The organism is Kitasatospora sp. NPDC092039, from assembly GCF_044756065.1.
Classification (GTDB): domain Bacteria; phylum Actinomycetota; class Actinomycetes; order Streptomycetales; family Streptomycetaceae; genus Kitasatospora.
This window is the reverse complement of record NZ_JBIVSD010000001.1, coordinates 248570-266347: the sequence shown is the minus strand read 5'-3', so window position 1 is coordinate 266347 and position 17778 is coordinate 248570. Positions and strand designations below refer to the sequence as shown.

Below are 17778 nucleotides of genomic sequence, written 5' to 3'. Positions count from 1 at the left end.
GGCCGGGTGAACATCGCGAGTGCGAGGTGCACCGCGCCGGCCGGCCGGGCAGTGGTGGGGAGCCGGGGGTTCCGTCAGAAAGGGGTGTGCCATGGGGCGTGCACTGATCGTGGTCGATGTGCAGAGGGACTTCTGCGAGGGCGGGGCCGTTCCGGTCGGCGGCGGGGCGGGGCGGGCCCGCGCCATCGCCGATCTCGTCGAGCGCACCGCCGGCGGCGAGTACGCCCACGTCGTCGCCACCCGCGACCACCACCTCGACCCGGGCGGCCACTTCTCCGACCATCCGGACTTCGAGGAGTCCTTCCCCGTGCACTGCGTCGCCGGCACCGAGGGGGGCGAGTTCCACCCCGACTTCGCCCCCGCGGCCGAGCGGAAGGTGGACGAGGTCTTCTACAAGGGCGCGCACTCCGCCTCCAAGAGCGGCTTCGAGGGATTCGCCGCGGACGGCACCGCCCTCGCCGACTGGCTGCGCGCGCGGGAGATCACCGAGGTGGACGTGGTCGGCATCGCCACCGACCACTGCGTGAAGGCCACCGCGCTCGACGGTGTGCGGGCCGACTTCGCGGTCCGGGTCCTGCTCGACTACACGGCGGGCGTGTCCGCCGAGACCACCGTCCGGGCCGTTGCCGAACTGGACGAGGCGGGCGTGGAGTTGAGCGGTACGCCGGTCGTCCTCGCCTGACGGCCGAGCGCGTCAACCTGATTCGCCGGCTCGCCCTCGAACGGGTGGGTTGCGGTACCTCGGGGGCGGCGGGTGGCCAGGGTAGCGGTCGTGATCAACATTCGAATTCGCACGGCCGCCGGCGCGGTCGCCCTCGCCTGCGCCGTCGTGCTCACCCCCGAGAGCCTGGCCGCCGCCGTCCCCGCGGCCGAGGCCGCCACGTTCCGCTGCCTCGACCCCAGCGGGGAGGCGCTCTGGAGCGGCCCCCAGTGCGACGGCGTCGTCGTCCGTGAACTCGGCACCGGGGCCGTCGCCATCGTCCTGGACGGCCGCCGGATCGACTTCGCGAGCGAGGCCGAACTGCGCGCCGACGGCTGCGCGGCCCGGCCGACCGTCACCCTCCCCGCCAGCACCTTCGAGAGCATCCCGGAGGGCCCGGACCCGCTGTACGCCGCCGTGGACCGCCGGGTGGACGCCCCCCGCATCACCCCGGCACCGCACTGGCGCAAGGACTGCCACCCCCTCTTCCGTTCGGACGGCCGCGACCCGTCCGTCATCTTCGAGCAGGGCTTCGCCCCGAAGGACGTCAACGGCCAGTACGACGTCACCAGTTACGTGCTGCAGAACCAGCCCTCGCCGTTCGTCAGCACCACCTACGACCCCGAGCTGTACAAGAAGTGGAAGAAGGTGCCCTGGGACTACTTCATCGACGCCCCCGGCGGCATCAACGTGAACGCCACCATCGGCGACCAGCACCAGTACGCCGACCAGGTGGAGGTCGCCTTCCCGGGCGGCGTGGACCGGCACTTCATCCGGCGGGCCTGCCCGGTCGACCGGGCCACCGCCGCACTGGTCGAGTCCGGCTGCGTGGACAACCCGAACTACCAGCCCTGGCTGCACTGACCGCGGGGCCGGAAAGCGAGGCGGCCGGTCGAGCCGAGGCTCGGCCGGCCGCCTCGTCCGCAGTGACGTGCGTCGGAAGTCCGGTTCGGTAGGGGAGTTCGGGACCGGCTGCCCGAGCGCCCTCCGGGCGGAGTCCTACCGGGTGTTCCAGAACAGGGCGGTGACGCCGGCGGTGAGGACCAGCCAGCCGGTGATCCCGACGGTGAGGGCGATGGCGAAGGCCATCCCTGTGGTGATCATGGTGGTGCTGCCGAAGAAGGCGAGGAAGGCGATGGCGAGGTAGGCGGCGGCGGGGGCCTTCCAGCCGATCCGGTGGCCCCGCAGCAGGGTCTGGACGGCGACGGCGGTGCCCGCGCCGATCAGCAGGGACAGTTCCAGGAGGGGCCGCCAGGGGACCGTGACGATCGCGTTGCGGTGGCCCCCGTGGGAGAGCTCGATGACGCGGCCGTTCCAGAAGGTCAGGTCCACGTCGGAGCCCGTCCGCGTGCTGTCGTAGAGGTCCTCGGAGACGTAGTAGGTGCGGTCGGGCGCCGCCTCGCGGGAGACGGTCAGCTGGTGGCTGGTGTTCTCGCCCTCCCAGTGGGTCTTCCTGCCGGTGACCCGGCCGGTCTCCCGGGTGGTGCAGTCCGTGGCGGGCGGGTCGGCGAGGGCGGCGCAGGCGGGGGCGCCGCGGTAGGCGAACACCTCGTCGTAGGTGTCGGTGAACCGGGAGAAGCCGAGGGCGACGGCGGCCAGGCCGGTCAGGACGAGCAGGGTCCGGGCCGCGAGGCGGGCGGCCGCACGGGCCGTGTGCGGACGGGCCGGGTCGCCGGTGCGGACGGGTGGCGCCGGGGGCCGGCCGGCGAGTTCACTCATCGTCGCCGCCCAGCACCTCGGCGAGGAGCGGTACGGCCCGCGCCTGCTCCGACTGCCCTGCGGTCAGCGTGACCCGGCCGCGCCTGGTGGTGACTTCGAGGGACACGTCCGTGTGGCGGGTCCGCAGCCACTGCGACAGCGCTCCGGCCAGGGCCGCGCCGGCGCCGCCGTCCCCGAGGGCGATCTCCAGCACCTCGGTCGTCCCGCCCGGTTCCCCGTCGGCGGGCCGGACGGGAAGCGGGCGGACCGGCCCCGCCGGGCCGCTCCCGCGGCGCAGCCAGTCCCGGAGTTCCGCCGTCTCCCGCAGCCCGTCGCCGCCGGCGACCCTGATCCGCGCGTCCATCGCACTCCCTCCGGCCACGCCCGGGCGGCTCCCGGGCTCAGTCGGGATGATGGCAGGCAACGGCGCCGGGCCGGGAGCAGGCGGCGGAGCTTGTGACGGAGTTGTGGAACTCCCGCGCGGCGGAGGCTCCTCGGCGGTCCTGGGCGGCCGTCGGCGGCCCTCGGCGATCGGCGGCGCGTCAGGTCGGGCAGACCGGCTCACGTCGCGCCAGGTCCGGCGGGTCGGCTCACGTCACGTCAGGTCGGCCACGCCGCGCCGGGTCCGGTCAGGGCAGCAGCAGGCCGGCGAGCTCGTCCAGCAGTTCGGTGACCCGCCGTGCCTTCTCCGGGTCCGGAACGGCCGTGGCGATGACCGGCTCGGCGGGCCGGGCGACATGGGCGTGGATGGCGCGCCGGGCCGACTCGGAGACGGTCAGCAGGGTGCGCCGCCCGTCGCCGGGGTCGGGGGCGGCGTCGAGCAGGCCGCGTTCGCGCAGGCGGGCGACGGAGACCGAGACGTGGCTCTGGGCGAAGCCGGTGCGGACCCGGATCTCCTGGACGGAGGAGGCGGGGTGGCGGAACACGTCGGAGACCACGGCGATCTCCCCTGCGGTGAGGTGCTCGGAGGCCGGATCGGTGATCAGGGCTCGGCCGAGCTCGGTCAACCGCTTGCCCAGTCTGAGGAGTTGCACGCCGTCCATGTCCCCAGAATACATCTTCACCGATGCATCGGTAGCGATGTAGATTGCCGGGCATGACGACCTCCGAACCGCTCAGCCCGGTCTCCCGCACCGCCCTGTCCGTCGCCCGGGTGCGGGCCTACGAGAGCTCCCGCCCCGACCCGCTCTTCGTCGACCCGTACGCCGCCGCGTTCGTCGCCGCCGCCGGTCTCGACCTGGCCCCCACCGGGGCGGACAGCAGCTTCGCCAAGGCCCTGCTCGCCCACGGCATCCTGCGCACCCGCTTCTACGACGACCGGCTGCGCGCCGCGGGCGCCGACCAGGTGGTGCTGCTGGCGGCCGGCCTGGACACCCGCGCGTACCGGCTGGACTGGCCGGACGGCACCCGGGTGTTCGAACTCGACCTGGGCCCGGTGCTGGCCTTCAAGGAACAGGTCCTGGCCGGGCTCGGCGCCGCGCCGAACGCCGAGCGCACCACGCTGCCCGCCGACCTGCTCGACCCGCGGTGGCCCGAGCGGCTGGTCGCCGCCGGCTTCGATCCGGCGCGGCGCTCGGCCTGGCTGGCCGAGGGGCTGCTGGTCTACCTCACCGCCGAGGAGGCGGCCGCCCTGCTGACGGCGGTGGCCGGGCTGGCCGCGCCGGGCAGCCGGCTGCTGCTGGAGCAGGGCCGGGACCTCAGCCGCACACCGGACGATCCGGCCCTCGCCCATCTCACCGGCCTGTGGCGCGGCGGGCTCGGCCCGGGCACCGGCGAGTGGCTCGACGGGCACGGCTGGACGACGGAGGTCACCACCCTCGTCCGGCTCGGGGAGGCCTACGGGCGGCCGTTCCAGAACCCCTCCGCCACGACGGCGTTCATCGAGGCGGAGCGCCGGGCGGCGCCGGGCGGGGCCGCCCGGCCCTGATCACGGCCGGCATGCCGCTTCCGTCGTCGCCCGGTCCCGGAACAACTGCCCTTCCGCACAAGGACGTCACAGCGAGCCGGCCGGCTGCGGCGGCCAGCTGCCCGGGAGCAGGACGCCGGTGGCGTAGGCCCGGGCGACCAGGGCGGTGCGGTTGGGGACGCGCCAGCGGCGGGAGAGCCGGGCCAGGTGGTAGTTGACCCCGTCCGCGGTGACGCCGATCTCCCGGGCGATCTGCGCGGTGGTGTCGCCGCGGGCCGCCGCGGCCAGGATCCGGGCCTCGACCGGGCTGGCCCCGGCCCGCGGGCCGGGCGGCGGGGCCGCCTCGCCCGCCGGCTCCGCCGCGTTCAGCGACAGCAGCAGGCTCGGGGTCTGCTCCGGGGTGTCGCCGACCAGGGCGACGGTCATCTCGCCCTGCCGCTCCCGGCCGCCGGCGGGCGTCCAGGAGACCCGGGCCGGGTACTGCGAGCGGCGGTGCAGCCGGACGGCCTCGGTGAGCGCCTCCAGGGTGCCGCTGTCCCGCAGAGTGAAGAACTCCAGAATTTTACGGTTGCGCAACTGGCCCGGCAAACGGCCGAATTCGGCGGCCATCGCGCGGTTGACGATCAGGATCCGACCGCCGAACTCGCACACCGCGATGGGCAGCGGCACGTGGTCCAGCAGCCGCAGCGCCCGGTTGCGCCAGATCACCGCCGCCTCCAACCCGTCGTCCGGCGCCGGGCCGCAGCCCTCGGTCGTACGCATGAGTGGTTCTCCTCCCCGGGGGCCGCTGCTGACGGTTCGTGGGCAAGCCCGTGACGGCCCCGGGTACTACACAATCATGTAGTGACCGGGGCCCGGGCTCCCGCCCGGTGGGCGCACAGTGGGGGAAGCCGAAAGTTTCCTGCTGTGGGAGGGGCACACCGATGACCGAGACCGTGGAGAGCGTGGCCGAGGACGAGCGGGCGGCGGGGGCCGGGAGCCGGGGGGTCCCGCTGGTGGACATCTCGTCGGCGCCGCCGCTCGCCGCCCCGATGCTGCGCACCATGGAACTGGCCAGAGAGCACGGCCCGGCCTTCGTCCAGCGGCTGCACGGCCGGGACACCCTGGTCGTCAGCTGCCTGGAGCTGGTGGCGGAGCTGGCCGACGAGACGCGGTTCACCAAATCGATCAGCCCGGCGCTGGAGAACGTCCGGCAGTTCACCGGCGACGGCCTGTTCACCGCGTTCAACGACGAGCCCAACTGGGCCCGGGCGCACGACATCCTGATGCCCGCCTTCGCGCTCGGCTCGATGCGCACCTACCACCCGGTGATGCTGCGGGTGGCCCGCCGACTGGTCGACGCCTGGGACCGCCGGGAGGCCGCCGGACTGCCGGTGGACGTGCCCGGCGACATGACCAGGATGACCCTGGACACCATCGGACTGGCCGGCTTCGGCTTCGACTTCGGCTCCTTCGAGCGGGACGAGCCGCACCCCTTCGTCGAGGCGATGGTGCGCTGCCTGGACTGGGCGATGACGAAGCTCACCCGCGACCCGGAGGCGGACCACCACGAGCGCGACGCGGCCTTCCGGGCCGACGCCGACTACCTGGCCGCCGTGGTGGACGAGGTGATCGCCGCCCGCGCCGGGGAGGGCGTCCCGGGCCCGGCCGAGGACCTGCTCGGCCTGATGCTCGGCGCGGTCCGCCCCTCGGACGGCACCCGGCTGGACGCCGAGAACATCCGCAACCAGGTGATCACCTTCCTGATCGCCGGCCACGAGACCACCTCGGGGGCGCTCTCCTTCGCGCTGTACTACCTGGCCAAGCACCCGGCCGTGCTGCGGCAGGTGCAGCGCGAGGTGGACGGGCTCTGGGGCGCCCAGGCCGACCCGGAGCCCTCCTACGAGGACGTCGGACGGCTGCGCCACACCCGCCAGGTGCTCAACGAGGCGCTGCGGCTGTGGCCGACGGCGCCCGCGTTCAGCCGGGAGGCGCGCGAGGACACCCTGCTCGGCGGACGCATCCCGCTGCGCGCCGGGGAGACCGTCTTCGTCACCACGCCGATGCTGCACCGCGACCCGGCCTGGGGCGACAACCCGGAGCTGTTCGACCCGTCCCGGTTCGACCCCGAATGCGAGGAGGCCCGCTCCCCGCACGCCTTCAAGCCCTTCGGCACCGGCGAACGCGCCTGCATCGGGCGACAGTTCGCGCTGCACGAGGCCGTCATGCTGCTCGGCATGGTGGTCCACCGCTACCGGCTGATCGACCACGCCGACTACCGGCTGACCCTCAAGCAGACGCTCACCATCAAGCCCGACGGCTTCACCCTCGGGCTCGCCCGGCGCACGCCCGTCCAGGCCTCCGCCGCCGATCCCGGCACCGCCGGGCCGACGGCCGTCGACCGGCAGGCCGGCCCGGCCGCCGAGGGCGCCGGCAGGGTCCGCCCGGGGACCGGGCTGCTGCTCCTGCACGGTTCCAACTACGGTGCCTGCCGGGAGTTCAGCCGACAGCTCGCGGAGGCCGCCGCCGACCTCGGTTGCGAGACCGAGATCGCCCCGCTGGACGCCTACGCGGACGGGCTGCCCACCGGCCGGCCGGTGGTGATCACCGCCGCCTCGTACAACGGGCAGCCGACCGACGACGCGGCCCTGTTCGTCCGCCGGCTCCAGGAGGCGCAGGAGGCCCCGGCGGAGCCAGTGGCCGACGACTCACCGCGATTCGGGGCGGGCGGGGCGGCCGACGGAGTCGAGTACGCGGTGCTCGGCATCGGCGACCGCACCTACGCGGCCACCTACCAGCGCGTCCCGGCGCTGATCGACGACCGGCTCGCCGCGCTCGGCGGCACCCGGCTGCTGGCCCGCGCCGAGGCCGACGCCTCCGGCGATCTGGCCGGCACCGTACGGCAGTTCACCTCGGCGCTGCGCGAGGCCCTGCTGGCGCGCCACGGGGACGCCGACGCCCCCGCCGCGCCGCGGCCGGAGGCCGCCTACTCGGTGACCGAGGTGACCGGCGGGCCGCTGGCCGCGCTGGCCGCCCGGCACGACATGGCGGAGCTGACCGTCACCGCCGTCGGCAGCCTGACCGACCCCGCCTACCACCGGGTCAAGCGGCTGGTGCGGCTGGCCCTGCCCGAGGGCGCCGGCTACCGGACCGCCGACCACCTCACCGTGCTCCCGGCCAATGACCCGGTGCTGGTCGAGCGGGCCGCCAAGCTGTTCGGCGCCGACCCGGACACCGTGCTGGGCATCGTGGCGCACCGGCGCACCGGACTGGCCGTCGACCGCCCGCTGACGGTGCGCGACCTGCTCACCCGCCACGTCGAGCTGCAGGACCGCCCGAGCGCCGAGCAGCGCGCCGCGCTGGCCGCGCTCAACCCCTGCCCGCCCGAGCAGGCCGCGCTGCGGGCACTGCCCGAGGACGACCCGCGCACCCTGCTGGACCTGATCGAGGACCACCCGGCCCTGCAGGAGCGGCTCAGCTGGCCGGTGCTGCTGGAACTGCTGCCGCCGATCCGGCCGCGGCACTACTCGATCTCCTCCTCGCCCACCGGCGACCCGGGCCAGGTGGAGCTGATGGTCTCGGTGCTCAGCGGGCCGGCCCGCTCGGGCCGGGGCGCATTCCGGGGCACCGGCTCCGGCTACCTCGACCGGGTGGCCGTCGGCGACACGGTGCTGGCCCGGGTCCAGCCCTGCCGGGAGGCGTTCCGGATCGGCCACCGCACCCCGGTGGTCATGGTCGCGGCGGGCACCGGCCTGGCGCCGTTCCGGGGCGCCGTCGCCGACCGCCGGGCGCTGCTCGCCGAGGGGGCCGGGCTCGCCCCGGCGCTGCTGTACTTCGGCTGCGACGACGCGGCGGCGGACTACCTGCACCGCGGCGAGCTGGAGGCGGCCGAGCAGGCCGGCGCGGTCTCGCTGCGGCCCGCCTTCAGCGAGCGGCCGCAGCACGGGCGGCGGTACGTGCAGGACCGGATCGCCGCCGAGGCGGCGGAGGTCTGGGAGCTGCTCGAAGCCGGCGCCGAGGTGTACGTGTGCGGCGACGGGGCCCGGATGGCGCCGGGCGTCCGGGAGGCCTTCCGGGCGATGTACCGGGAGCGCACCCCGGGGGCGGACGAGCAGCGGGCGCAGGACTGGCTGCAGGGGCTGGTCGAGGCCGGGCGGTACGTCGAGGACGTGTACGCGGGCTGACCGGTCCTCCCCCGACATGGCCGTGGGGGCCCCCCCCCCCGGGGGGGGGGCGCCCGGGGGGGGGGGGGGGGGGGCGGGGGGGGGCGGGGGGGGGGGGGGGGGGGCCCGGGGGGGGGGGGGGGGGACGCGCGGGGCCCCCCCGGGGGGGGGGGGGCGCCCGCCCCCCGGGGGGGGGGGGCCCCACGGCTGGGGCGGATCGAAGTGCTCAGCGGGCCGGAAGTGTTCAGCGGGCCCGAGGTGCTCGGATGGCTCGAAGGCTCCGAACGGCGAAGGCTTCGAACGGCCCGGTCAGTACACGCTGACCCCGTACGCGGAGAGCGCCGCGTTGACCGGCTGGTAGAAGGTCGTCCCGCCCGAGGTGCAGTTGCCGCTGCCGCCCGAGGTGAGGCCGAGCGCCTTGGTGCCGTCGTACAGCGGGCCGCCCGAGTCGCCCTGTTCGGCGCAGACGTTGGTCTGGATCAGGCCGCGGACGGTGCCGCCGCCGGTGTAGCGCACGGTGGCGTTCAGCCCGGTGACGGTGCCGCCGTGGGTGCCGGTGGTCGAGCCGGTGCGCTGGACCGACTCGCCGACGAAGGCGTTCGGGGCGGAGGTGAAGCCGCCCGGGTGGCTGAGCGCGGCGTTGTCGTAGCGGACCAGCGCGTAGTCGTGCCCGGGGAAGGTCGAGCTGACCGTCGGGCCGATCCGGGTGGTGTGGTTGGCGTCGGTGTACCAGTCGGGGGCGACGTTGCCGCAGTGCCCGGCGGTGAGGAAGTAGTAGGTGCTGCCGCTCATCACGTTGAAGCCCAGCGAGCAGCGGTACTGACCCCCGTAGATGGCGTCCCCGGCGGCGACCAGCGGGGTGAAGGTGCCGGGGACGCGGTGGATGTCGACGGCTGCCGCGTTGGTACCGACGGCGCTCATCAGCCGGCCGAGCGCGAGGGGGGTGACGGTGCTGTCGGCGGTCACCACGACGCGTCCGGCGGCCTCGTCGACGTACCAGGCGGTGCCGTCGACCTCGGCGTTCAGGATGGCGTCGCTGACCGCCGAGAGCTGTCCCGGTTGCGGGGCGGGGGTGGGAGCGGCGGCGGCGCCCGGCGCGGCGACCGCGGTCGCGGTCAGCAGGCCGAGGGTCGCGGCGAGCAGGCGGAAGCGGCGCCTGGTGCCGGTGCGGGGCGTGGTGCGCGTGGTCCTCACCGATGTCCTCCAGAGGGGTGACGGCCCTGGGGGTCGGGGCCGTGGAGCGCGGTCAGGGGGCGGGCGGACCCCGGCCGGTGCTCTCCGGAAGCACGACGGATGATCTGCTCCTGACAGGCGCTGACCGGAAGTATGAGGAAACGGACCTTTCGGTACAAGCTTCCTGATGGGGTGTCGGTGGACCCGCGGGCTCGGGGGTGAACCCGCGGATCCGCCGTTCGGCGGCTGCCACCCGGGTGCTACCGGGCGGGTGCTGCCACCCGGGTGCGGGCGGGCACCGGTTCGGGCCCGGCGAGTCGCCGGCCGCGGTGGAGGGCGTGCAGCGAGAACACGCAGAGCGCCCCCAGCCGCCGGTGGCGTAGTGCGAGGCGGCGAGGCGGCGGCAGGTCCAGACGGCCTCGGCCGGGGCGACCCAGTGGACCTCGTCGAAGGTGCCGTAGGCGACGTTGCGCGGGTGGATGCTGGAGCCGAGGCCGCGCATCAGCCGGGCGCGGGCGGGCTGGCCGAAGATCGTGGAGCCGACGGTGTCCACCCCGACCACCCGCAGCCCCGAGGCGGGGGAGTGGACGCGGGCAGCCCACGCCGGCGCGCACCGCGGGGCGGGCGTGGCGGGGCGCGGGCCGGAGCCGATCTAGACCCTCAGCCGGGCGATCCGGTGGGGGAGTTCGGGTGTTCTGGCCGCGGTGCCCCGGGCTGCCGGGAGTGCCGGGCCAAGCGTCGCGGGCTGTTCACCGAGGGCCGGTCGGACGGCGACGGCCGGCCGGGCGGCCTCGGCGCCCGGGCCGTCCTCGGGCTTGCCGGACAGGCACTCGCCGCCGGGGTGGTCGGCGTCCTCGTCGTGTTCCCGCTGGTGCGCGGGCTGGGTGCAGTCGGCGGCCTGCGGCCCGTCCGGCGCGGACCGGACGATCCGGATCGGATCGGTGCCCGGCGCCGTTCTCCATGCTGAACCCGTGGGCCGCGAACACGGCCGCCAGCAGGGCGCCCAGCCACAACAGCCGCGCCGCCACCCCTCGGGGGCGGGCGCGTCGTGTACGCAACGGCGACCGGGCGGTGACCGTGCCGTGATCCTAGCCCGACTTCCCGCTCCGCCGTAGCGTGCCTTGGTTGAGGTGATGAATCGTCAACCGGCGGTGCCGGGAGGCCGATCGAGGGAGGTGCGGCGTACGCCGGAGAGGGCGTTTCTCAGCCCCGGTCGCTCCGTGCGGCCGCGTGCCCGACGCGGGGCCGGCCGGGCGGGGTGCGGCGCTGGAGCATGACGGCCGCCTCGCGGTCGGTGATCTCGTGGAAGTCGCTGTACCAGGGCCCGGCGGCGTGCGCGTAGCGGGGGAGGTGGAGGCAGACCACCGCGTCCACGTCCCGGCGCAGCTCGGCCGCGATCCGGGCGTCGCCGACCGGCGCCGCGAGGATCAGCCGCCGCGGGTGTTCGGCGGTGAGCGCGTGGAGCGCCGCCCGGGCGGTGAGGGCGTCGGTCAGGCCGTCGGAGACCAGGACGGCGGTGCGCCCGCTCAGCGGCAGCCGGGCGCGGCCCTGGCGGTAGAGCGACTCCCGGCGGTGGACCTCGACCCGTTCCCGCCGGACGCTCTCGCCCAACTCCGCCGGGGTGACGCCGAGGCTGGTCAGGCTGCACCGGTCGAACAGCGGCGGGTCACCGTCGGCGATCGCGCCGACCGGGCGGTCGTGGCCGGGCACGGCCAGCGGCCGCACCACGGTGGCTTCGAGCGGGGCGCCCAGGGCCTCGGCGACCTCGGCGGCCACCGGCATCCCGCCCGGTGCCAGGCCCAGGACCACCACCCCGTCGCCGCTCCGTTCGCCCAGCAGCGGGACGAGCCTGCGGGCCAGCTGGTGTCCGGCGGTGCTGCGGTCGAGGAATCTCACGGCCTGTTCCCTGCCCTCCGTGCGTCCGAGCGCCCCGGTCGGGCGGCCGGGGTGCACCGGCGAGCGGCCTGCGGCCCCCGCCGCCGGTGCGGCTTCCCCGCCGGGACGGGCTCTAACGTCCGGGAGGCGGCCCGGATCGTCCGTGGACGCGACGCCGGACGTCCAGGACGTGACCCTCGGCAGACCAGGACCCGATCCGGACCGTCCAGGACGGGGCCCAGGACCGTCCCGGACGCGATCCGGGCCGGACGCGCCCCAGGCGGGTGTGCCCCGGCGGGGTTCGGGCAGACGCGGGGCATGGACGGCCGACGGTCGGCGCTACCGCCCCTACCCGGTGTGCTCGCGGGTACGGGCGCCGGCACGGCCCGCGACGGCGCACGCGATGATGTCCGGCGCGACGCCCCGCCGTCCCTGTCTGACCGGGAGCGAGCCATGCCAGGATCATCCGAGCCGTCCCGCGAGCCCGGCGGTCGGCACGTGCCCGAAGAGCCCGAGCCCGACGACCTGAGCGTCACGGTGGCCGACCGGGGGCCGGTGCGGATCGTCACCGTCACCGGGGAACTGGACCACGACAGCGCCGACCGGCTGCGCGTCGCGCTCGCCCGGCCGGCGTCGGCGGACGGCATCGAGCGGATCGTGGTCGACCTCGCCGGTCTGCGGTTCTGCGACTCGACCGGACTGAACGTCCTGCTGCGCGCCCGACTGGACGCGGGGGCGGGGGAGCTGCGGCTGGAGCTGGCCGGCCCTGGCCCGCTGGTGGCGCGGCTGATCGCGATCACCGGGGCCGACAGCGTGCTGCGGGTCCACCCCGACCTCCGTACGGCGCTGGCGGCCTCCGGCGAGGGGTCCGCCGGCGGGGCCGTGGCGCCACCCGGACCGAGGTGAGGAGGCGGACCGTGGAGCGCCCCGGGAACGGTGGGCCGCCGGGCCGGGAGGAGACCAGGCGGCTGGCGCTGGAGGGCAGCGCCGGCGCGGTGCAGCGCAGCCGTGACTTCAGCCGGCGGGCGCTGGTGTCCTGGCACTGGCTGCCGGCCGCCGACGAGGAGCGGCGGGCCGCGGCCGAGGACGTCCTGCTGATGGTCTCCGAGCTGGTCACCAACGCCTGTCTGCACGCGCCGGGCGGCCCGCTCGAGCTGCGGCTGCACTGGGACGGCGACCGGCTGCGGGTGGAGGTCGAGGACGCCAGTCCCGTCCCGCCGCGGCTGCGCCCGTTCGCGGGGCCGGGCCGCCCTGGCGGGCACGGGCTGCGGGTGGTGGACCGGCTCGCCGCCGCCTGGGGCTCGCGGCCCGAGGGCGGCGGGAAGCTGGTCTGGTTGGAGGTGCCGCGCCCACCCGTCGTGACGGCGGCGGACGGGAACCGGGCCCAGGGGCCGGCGGGGCCGGGCCCGGGCTGATCGGCGGCCGGTCCCGATCGGGACGCACCGAGGGGTTTCCGGCGCGGCACAGCGGATAGTCGCGGGATGTGAGCGCCGGCCGTCGACCGGCGCGTGCGGTCCGGACCGTGTGAGAGGAGCCGCAGCCATGGCGCAGCGCCCGTCGAAGTCCGGGGAACCCGCCGCCGACCGGGCCGAGGGGCTCACCGTCGAGATCCGGCCGTGGGCCGGGGGGACCGTGCTGGCACTGCTCGGCGACCTGGACCTGGACTCGATCGCCGATCTGCGGGCCGCGGTCGACCGGGCCCTCACCGAGCCCGCCACCGTGGTCGTGGTGGACTGCGCCGGGCTGGAGTTCTGCGATTCCACGGGGCTCAACGCCCTGCTGCGGGCCAAGGCCCGGGCGGCGGTGGACGGCAGCCGGATCGAGCTGGCCCGGCCCCGGCCGCTGATCCTGCGGATGCTCGAACTCACCGGCGCCACCGACGCCTTCCCGATCCGCGACACCGTGCCCGCCTGAGCCCCGCCCCGCGTGCCCTCCCCGCGTGTCACCCCCGGCCGGCGGTGGCACAGTGGGAGCAGGGCGGCGCCCGCCGCCCTCGGGGCCGAGGTGCCCGAACGGCGCACCCCGGCCGTGCGAGCGATCCGGACGGTGGACGGATGGACGAGCACCCGGTGGCCGGAGCCCCCGCGCCCGACCCGGCCGAGCAGGCGCTGCGGCAGCTGCTCGCCGGGCTGACGGCCGTGCGCGACGGGGACTTCCGCACCCGGCTCGCCCCGGACCGGCCGGGGGTGCTGGGGGAGATCGCCGCGGTCTTCAACGGCATGGCCGACCAGCTGGCCCGGGTGACCTCCGAGGTGACCAGGGTGGCCCGGGAGGTCGGCACCGACGGGCGGCTCGGCGGCCAGGCCCAGGTGCCGGACGCGACCGGCACCTGGCTGGAACTGACCGACTCGGTGAACGCGATGGCGGGCAACCTCACCTGGCAGGTGCGCAACATCGCCCAGGTCACGACGGCGGTGGCGCGCGGCGACCTCACCCAGAAGATCGAGGTGGACGCGCGCGGCGAGATCCTGGAGCTCAAGAGCACCGTCAACACCATGGTGGACACCCTCTCCTCGTTCGCGGACGAGGTGACCAGGGTGGCCCGGGAGGTCGGTACCGAGGGCCGGCTCGGCGGCCAGGCGCAGGTGCCGGGCGTCGCCGGGACGTGGCGCGACCTGACCGACTCGGTGAACGCGATGGCGGGCAACCTCACCTGGCAGGTGCGCAACATCGCCCAGGTGGCGACCGCCGTGGCGGAGGGGGACCTCACCCAGAAGATCTCGGTCGCCGCCCGCGGGGAGATCCTGGAGCTCAAGACCACCATCAACACGATGGTCGACCAGCTGTCCGCCTTCGCCGCCGAGGTGACCAGGGTCGCCCGGGAGGTCGGAACCGAGGGCCGGCTCGGCGGTCAGGCGGACGTCCGGGACGTCTCCGGCACCTGGAAGGCGCTGACCGAGTCCGTCAACGTCATGGCCGACAACCTCACCGCCCAGGTCCGCTCGATCGCCGAGGTGACCACCGCCGTCGCGGAGGGCGACCTGACCCAGAAGATCCGGGTCGACGCGCGCGGGGAGATCCTGGAGCTGAAGGAGACCATCAACACGATGGTCGACCAGCTGTCCGCCTTCGCCGCCGAGGTGACGAGAGTCGCCCGGGAGGTCGGCACCGCCGGGAACCTGGGCGGGCAGGCCACCGTCCGGGGCGTCTCCGGGACGTGGAAGGACCTCACCGACAACGTCAACGTGATGGCCTCCAACCTCACCGGCCAGGTCCGCTCGATGTCCGAGGTGGCGACCGCGGTGGCCCGCGGCGACCTCTCCCGGAAGATCACCGTCGAGGCCGAGGGCGAGGTCGCGGCCCTCGCCGACGCGATCAACACCATGGTGGACACCCTGTCCGTGTTCGCCGACGAGGTGACCCGGGTCGCCCGCGAGGTCGGCACCGAGGGCATCCTGGGCGGCCAGGCCAGGGTGCCCAACGTCGCCGGGACGTGGAAGGACCTCACCGACAACGTCAACTTCATGGCGCACAACCTGACCAGCCAGGTCCGCAACATCGCCCAGGTCACCACCGCCGTCGCCGAGGGCGACCTGACCCGCAAGATCGACGTGGACGCGCGCGGGGAGATCCTGGAGCTGAAGACGACCGTCAACACGATGGTCGACCTGCTGTCCTCGTTCGCCGCCGAGGTGACGCGGGTGGCCCGGGAGGTCGGCAGCGAGGGCCGGCTCGGCGGGCAGGCCCGGGTGGAGGGCGTCTCCGGCACCTGGAAGCGGCTCACCGAGAACGTCAACGAGCTGGCCGGCAACCTGACCCGGCAGGTCCGGGCGATCGCCGAGGTCACCAGCGCCGTCGCGGCCGGCGACCTGACGCGCTCGATCAGCGTGGACGCCTCCGGCGAGGTCGCCGACCTCAAGGACAACATCAACGCGATGGTCGGATCGCTGCGCGAGACCACCCTGGCCAACCAGGAGCAGGACTGGCTCAAGACCAACCTGGCCCGCTTCTCCGCCGCCATCCAGGGCCGGCGCGACATCCGCCCCGTCGCCGAGATGATCACCGACGAGCTGACTCCGCTGGTCGGCGCCCAGTACGGCGCGTTCTTCCTCGCCGAGGAGGGCGCGGAAGGCACCGAACTGGCCCTGATCAGCGCCTACGGCCGCCCGGCCGGCGAGCGGCGGCTACGGCTGGGGGAGACCCTGGTCGGCCAGGCCGCCCGGACCCGGCGGACCGTCGCGGTGGACGAGCTGCCGCCCGGCTACGCCACCGTCTCCTCCGGCGCGGGCAGCGCCGACGCCCGCTCGCTGGTCATCCTGCCGATCGCCCTGGAGGAGTGGCTGATCGGCGTGATGGAGTTCGCCTCCGTCCACCCGTTCACCCAGGTCCACCGCGACTTCCTGGCCCAGTTCGCCGAGATCTGCGGGGTCAACCTGGGCAACCTGCTGGCCAACGCCCGCACCGACGAGCTGCTCGGCGAGTCCCAGCGGCTCACCGCCGAACTCCAGGCGAGATCCGAGGAGTTGCAGGAAGGGCAGGAGGAACTGCGGCGCTCCAACGCCGAGTTGGAGGAGAAGGCCGCCCTGCTCGCCCAGCGCAACCGGGACATCGAGGCGAAGAACCTGGAGATCGAGCAGGCCCGCCAGGAACTGGAGGAACGGGCCAGGGAGTTGACCCAGGCCTCGATGTACAAGTCGGAGTTCCTGGCCAACATGAGCCACGAGCTGCGCACCCCGCTGAACAGCCTGCTCATCCTCGCCCAGCTGCTCGCCGAGAACAGCGCCGGCAACCTCACCCCCAAGCAGGTCGAGTACGCGGGCGTGATCCACTCGGCCGGCACCGACCTGCTCCAGCTGATCAACGACATCCTCGACCTCTCCAAGGTGGAGGCCGGGAAGATGGACCTGGCCATCGAGCCCTTCGCGGTGCGCGAGCTGCTGGAGTACGTGGAGTCCGGCTTCCGGCCGCTGGCCGACCAGAAGGGGCTGGCCTTCGAGGTGTCCGTCGACCGGAACACGCCGGAGCGGATCGTCACCGATCAGTCCCGGCTGCGCCAGGTGCTGCGCAACCTGCTCTCCAACGCCGTCAAGTTCACCGACGTCGGCCGGGTGGAGCTGCGGATCGAACGCGTGGAGGAGGCGGACCTGCCGTCCGGACTCGGCCGGACCCGGGCCGCGGTGGCCTTCCACGTGGACGACACCGGGATCGGCATCGACCCGGCCCACCTGGACACCATCTTCGGCGCCTTCCAGCAGGCCGACGGATCCACCGCGCGACGCTTCGGCGGCACCGGCCTCGGGCTGTCGATCAGCCGGGAGCTCGCCCGGCTGCTCGGCGGCACCATCACCGTGCGCTCGGCGGCCGGGCAGGGCAGCCGGTTCACGCTGTACCTGCCGCTGGGCGAGGCCGAGCACACGCCGGACGGCGCGGCCGAGCCGCGGGTCCTGGTGGTGGAGCCGGACCCGCCGGGGCTGCTCACCCAGCTCGCCCGGGCGGCGGTGGGGACGTCCTCGGGCGGTCCGACCGGCGGCTCTGCGGATGCGCCGGCGGACGGCGGCCCGTCGGACGGCCGACCGGCGCCGGTGGTGCGGGTCGACGGGGTGGGCGACGAAGCCGGGCTGCGGGCCGCGCTCACCGGCGGGCCGTACCGGTGCGTGCTGCTGGACCTGGTCGGCTCCGCGCACCTCGCCCCACTGCTCGGGCGGTTCGCGGCGGGCGGCACGCCGGTGCTCGGGTACGGGACCGGCGGCGCGCCGCCCGAGGGCGTGGAGCGGGTCGGCGGACTGGACGAGCTGCGGGCGCGGGTGATCCGGGCGCTCGGCGGTGAGCCCCCGGCCGCCCGGGAGCCCGGGGAGGCGGAGGAGGCCGCGGGGACCGACCACCCGGGCGTCGCCGCGGCCCTCGCCGGACGGACCGTGCTGATCGTCGACGACGACATCCGCAACGTCTTCGCGCTCACCGCCGCCCTGGAACGGCACGGACTGGACGTCCTGCACGCCGCCGACGGCCGCGCCGGGCTCGACCTGCTGCGCTCCCACCCGGACACCGACCTGGTGCTGATGGACGTCATGATGCCCGGACTGGACGGCTACGCGGCCATCGCGGCGATCCGCGCCGACGCGCGCTTCGAACGGCTGCCGGTCGTCGCCGTCACCGCCAAGGCGATGCCCGGCGACCGGGACCGCAGCCTGGCCGCCGGGGCCGACGACCACGTCACCAAGCCGGTCGACACCCGTCGGCTGCTGGAGCGGATGAGGGACTGGCTGGACGCGTCATGACCGCTCTCCGGCACGGGGGAACCGCCCTCCGGCTCGGCGGGACCGCGCTCCGACCCCGGGGTGCGC

At 75.2% G+C, this 17778-nt stretch carries 14 protein-coding genes and 1 pseudogene; 8 read left to right on the top strand and 7 right to left on the bottom strand.

The genetic code is table 11. The annotated features are described in order from the left end of the window. The first annotated feature begins 91 nt into the window (after positions 1-91). Together ACIQI7_RS01120 and ACIQI7_RS01115 are read left to right on the top strand one after the other, a co-directional pair. On the top strand, positions 92-682 hold the full coding sequence (locus ACIQI7_RS01120) for an isochorismatase family protein (RefSeq protein WP_401103653.1): 591 nt from the start codon (positions 92-94) through the stop codon (positions 680-682). Between the two features lie 90 nt (positions 683-772). Next, positions 773-1564 carry an ADP-ribosyltransferase gene (locus tag ACIQI7_RS01115; protein WP_401103651.1) on the top strand — a complete coding sequence of 264 codons (792 nt, stop codon included), beginning with the start codon at positions 773-775 and terminating at the stop codon, positions 1562-1564. Between the two features lie 135 nt (positions 1565-1699). Here ACIQI7_RS01115 and ACIQI7_RS01110 read toward each other — a convergent pair whose 3' ends face one another. From ACIQI7_RS01110 to ACIQI7_RS01100, 3 genes are all read right to left on the bottom strand, one after another. Beyond that, the gene (locus tag ACIQI7_RS01110; RefSeq protein WP_401103649.1) at positions 1700-2419 is read right to left on the bottom strand and encodes a hypothetical protein; all 720 of its coding nucleotides are present in this window, start codon (positions 2417-2419) and stop codon (positions 1700-1702) included. Then, the gene (locus ACIQI7_RS01105) at positions 2412-2762 is read right to left on the bottom strand and encodes a hypothetical protein (protein WP_401103647.1); all 351 of its coding nucleotides are present in this window, start codon (positions 2760-2762) and stop codon (positions 2412-2414) included. The genes ACIQI7_RS01110 and ACIQI7_RS01105 overlap by 8 nt, the downstream gene beginning before the upstream one ends. A 265-nt stretch (positions 2763-3027) precedes the next feature. Continuing rightward, positions 3028-3441 (bottom strand): MarR family winged helix-turn-helix transcriptional regulator, encoded by a 414-nt coding sequence (locus ACIQI7_RS01100; RefSeq protein ID WP_401103645.1) that lies wholly within the window; start codon positions 3439-3441, stop codon positions 3028-3030. 53 nt (positions 3442-3494) lie between these two features. Here ACIQI7_RS01100 and ACIQI7_RS01095 point away from each other — a divergent pair, with 53 nt between their 5' ends. Next, the gene (locus ACIQI7_RS01095; RefSeq protein WP_401103643.1) at positions 3495-4325 is read left to right on the top strand and encodes an SAM-dependent methyltransferase; all 831 of its coding nucleotides are present in this window, start codon (positions 3495-3497) and stop codon (positions 4323-4325) included. A gap of 66 nt (positions 4326-4391) precedes the next feature. Here the strand turns inward: ACIQI7_RS01095 and ACIQI7_RS01090 are convergent, their stop codons facing one another. After that, entirely contained in the window at positions 4392-5066 is a 675-nt protein-coding gene (locus ACIQI7_RS01090; protein ID WP_401103641.1) for a helix-turn-helix transcriptional regulator, read from the bottom strand. Between the two features lie 161 nt (positions 5067-5227). On the opposite strand from ACIQI7_RS01090, the gene ACIQI7_RS01085 reads away from it, so the two are divergent. Then, positions 5228-8467, top strand: coding sequence for a bifunctional cytochrome P450/NADPH--P450 reductase (locus tag ACIQI7_RS01085; protein WP_401103639.1), 3240 nt, complete (start codon positions 5228-5230; stop codon positions 8465-8467). A 288-nt stretch (positions 8468-8755) separates the two neighbouring features. Here the strand turns inward: ACIQI7_RS01085 and ACIQI7_RS01080 are convergent, their stop codons facing one another. From ACIQI7_RS01080 to ACIQI7_RS01070, 3 genes and pseudogenes are all read right to left on the bottom strand, one after another. Beyond that, entirely contained in the window at positions 8756-9640 is an 885-nt protein-coding gene (locus tag ACIQI7_RS01080) for a S1 family peptidase (protein WP_401103637.1), read from the bottom strand. 331 nt (positions 9641-9971) lie between these two features. Continuing rightward, positions 9972-10187: pseudogene (locus tag ACIQI7_RS01075) on the bottom strand (pyridoxal-5'-phosphate-dependent protein subunit beta); the annotation flags it as partial. Between the two features lie 635 nt (positions 10188-10822). Further along, positions 10823-11515, bottom strand: a complete 693-nt coding sequence (locus ACIQI7_RS01070) for a phosphoribosyltransferase (protein WP_401103635.1) — start codon at positions 11513-11515, stop codon at positions 10823-10825. A gap of 432 nt (positions 11516-11947) precedes the next feature. On the opposite strand from ACIQI7_RS01070, the gene ACIQI7_RS01065 reads away from it, so the two are divergent. The 4 genes from ACIQI7_RS01065 to ACIQI7_RS01050 all read left to right on the top strand — a co-directional run bounded on the left by ACIQI7_RS01065 (position 11948) and on the right by ACIQI7_RS01050 (position 17712). After that, positions 11948-12400: an STAS domain-containing protein gene (locus ACIQI7_RS01065; RefSeq protein ID WP_401103633.1), complete on the top strand. Its 453-nt coding sequence runs from the start codon at positions 11948-11950 to the stop codon at positions 12398-12400. 11 nt (positions 12401-12411) lie between these two features. After that, positions 12412-12909, top strand: a complete 498-nt coding sequence (locus ACIQI7_RS01060) for an ATP-binding protein (RefSeq protein WP_401103631.1) — start codon at positions 12412-12414, stop codon at positions 12907-12909. A 127-nt stretch (positions 12910-13036) separates the two neighbouring features. After that, positions 13037-13408, top strand: a complete 372-nt coding sequence (locus ACIQI7_RS01055; protein WP_401103630.1) for an STAS domain-containing protein — start codon at positions 13037-13039, stop codon at positions 13406-13408. Positions 13409-13548: 140 nt separating this feature from the next. Next, positions 13549-17712, top strand: a complete 4164-nt coding sequence (locus ACIQI7_RS01050; RefSeq protein ID WP_401103629.1) for a HAMP domain-containing protein — start codon at positions 13549-13551, stop codon at positions 17710-17712. Positions 17713-17778: the final 66 nt, after the last annotated feature.

Coding starts and splice junctions, on each gene's coding strand:
- ACIQI7_RS01120 (WP_401103653.1), top strand. CDS start 92: ATGGGGCGTGCACTGATCGTGGTCGATGTGCAGAGGGACTTCTGCGAG.
- ACIQI7_RS01110 (WP_401103649.1), bottom strand. CDS start 2,419: ATGAGTGAACTCGCCGGCCGGCCCCCGGCGCCACCCGTCCGCACCGGC.
- ACIQI7_RS01105 (WP_401103647.1), bottom strand. CDS start 2,762: ATGGACGCGCGGATCAGGGTCGCCGGCGGCGACGGGCTGCGGGAGACG.
- ACIQI7_RS01100 (WP_401103645.1), bottom strand. CDS start 3,441: ATGGACGGCGTGCAACTCCTCAGACTGGGCAAGCGGTTGACCGAGCTC.
- ACIQI7_RS01095 (WP_401103643.1), top strand. CDS start 3,495: ATGACGACCTCCGAACCGCTCAGCCCGGTCTCCCGCACCGCCCTGTCC.
- ACIQI7_RS01090 (WP_401103641.1), bottom strand. CDS start 5,066: ATGCGTACGACCGAGGGCTGCGGCCCGGCGCCGGACGACGGGTTGGAG.
- ACIQI7_RS01085 (WP_401103639.1), top strand. CDS start 5,228: ATGACCGAGACCGTGGAGAGCGTGGCCGAGGACGAGCGGGCGGCGGGG.
- ACIQI7_RS01065 (WP_401103633.1), top strand. CDS start 11,948: ATGCCAGGATCATCCGAGCCGTCCCGCGAGCCCGGCGGTCGGCACGTG.
- ACIQI7_RS01055 (WP_401103630.1), top strand. CDS start 13,037: ATGGCGCAGCGCCCGTCGAAGTCCGGGGAACCCGCCGCCGACCGGGCC.
- ACIQI7_RS01050 (WP_401103629.1), top strand. CDS start 13,549: ATGGACGAGCACCCGGTGGCCGGAGCCCCCGCGCCCGACCCGGCCGAG.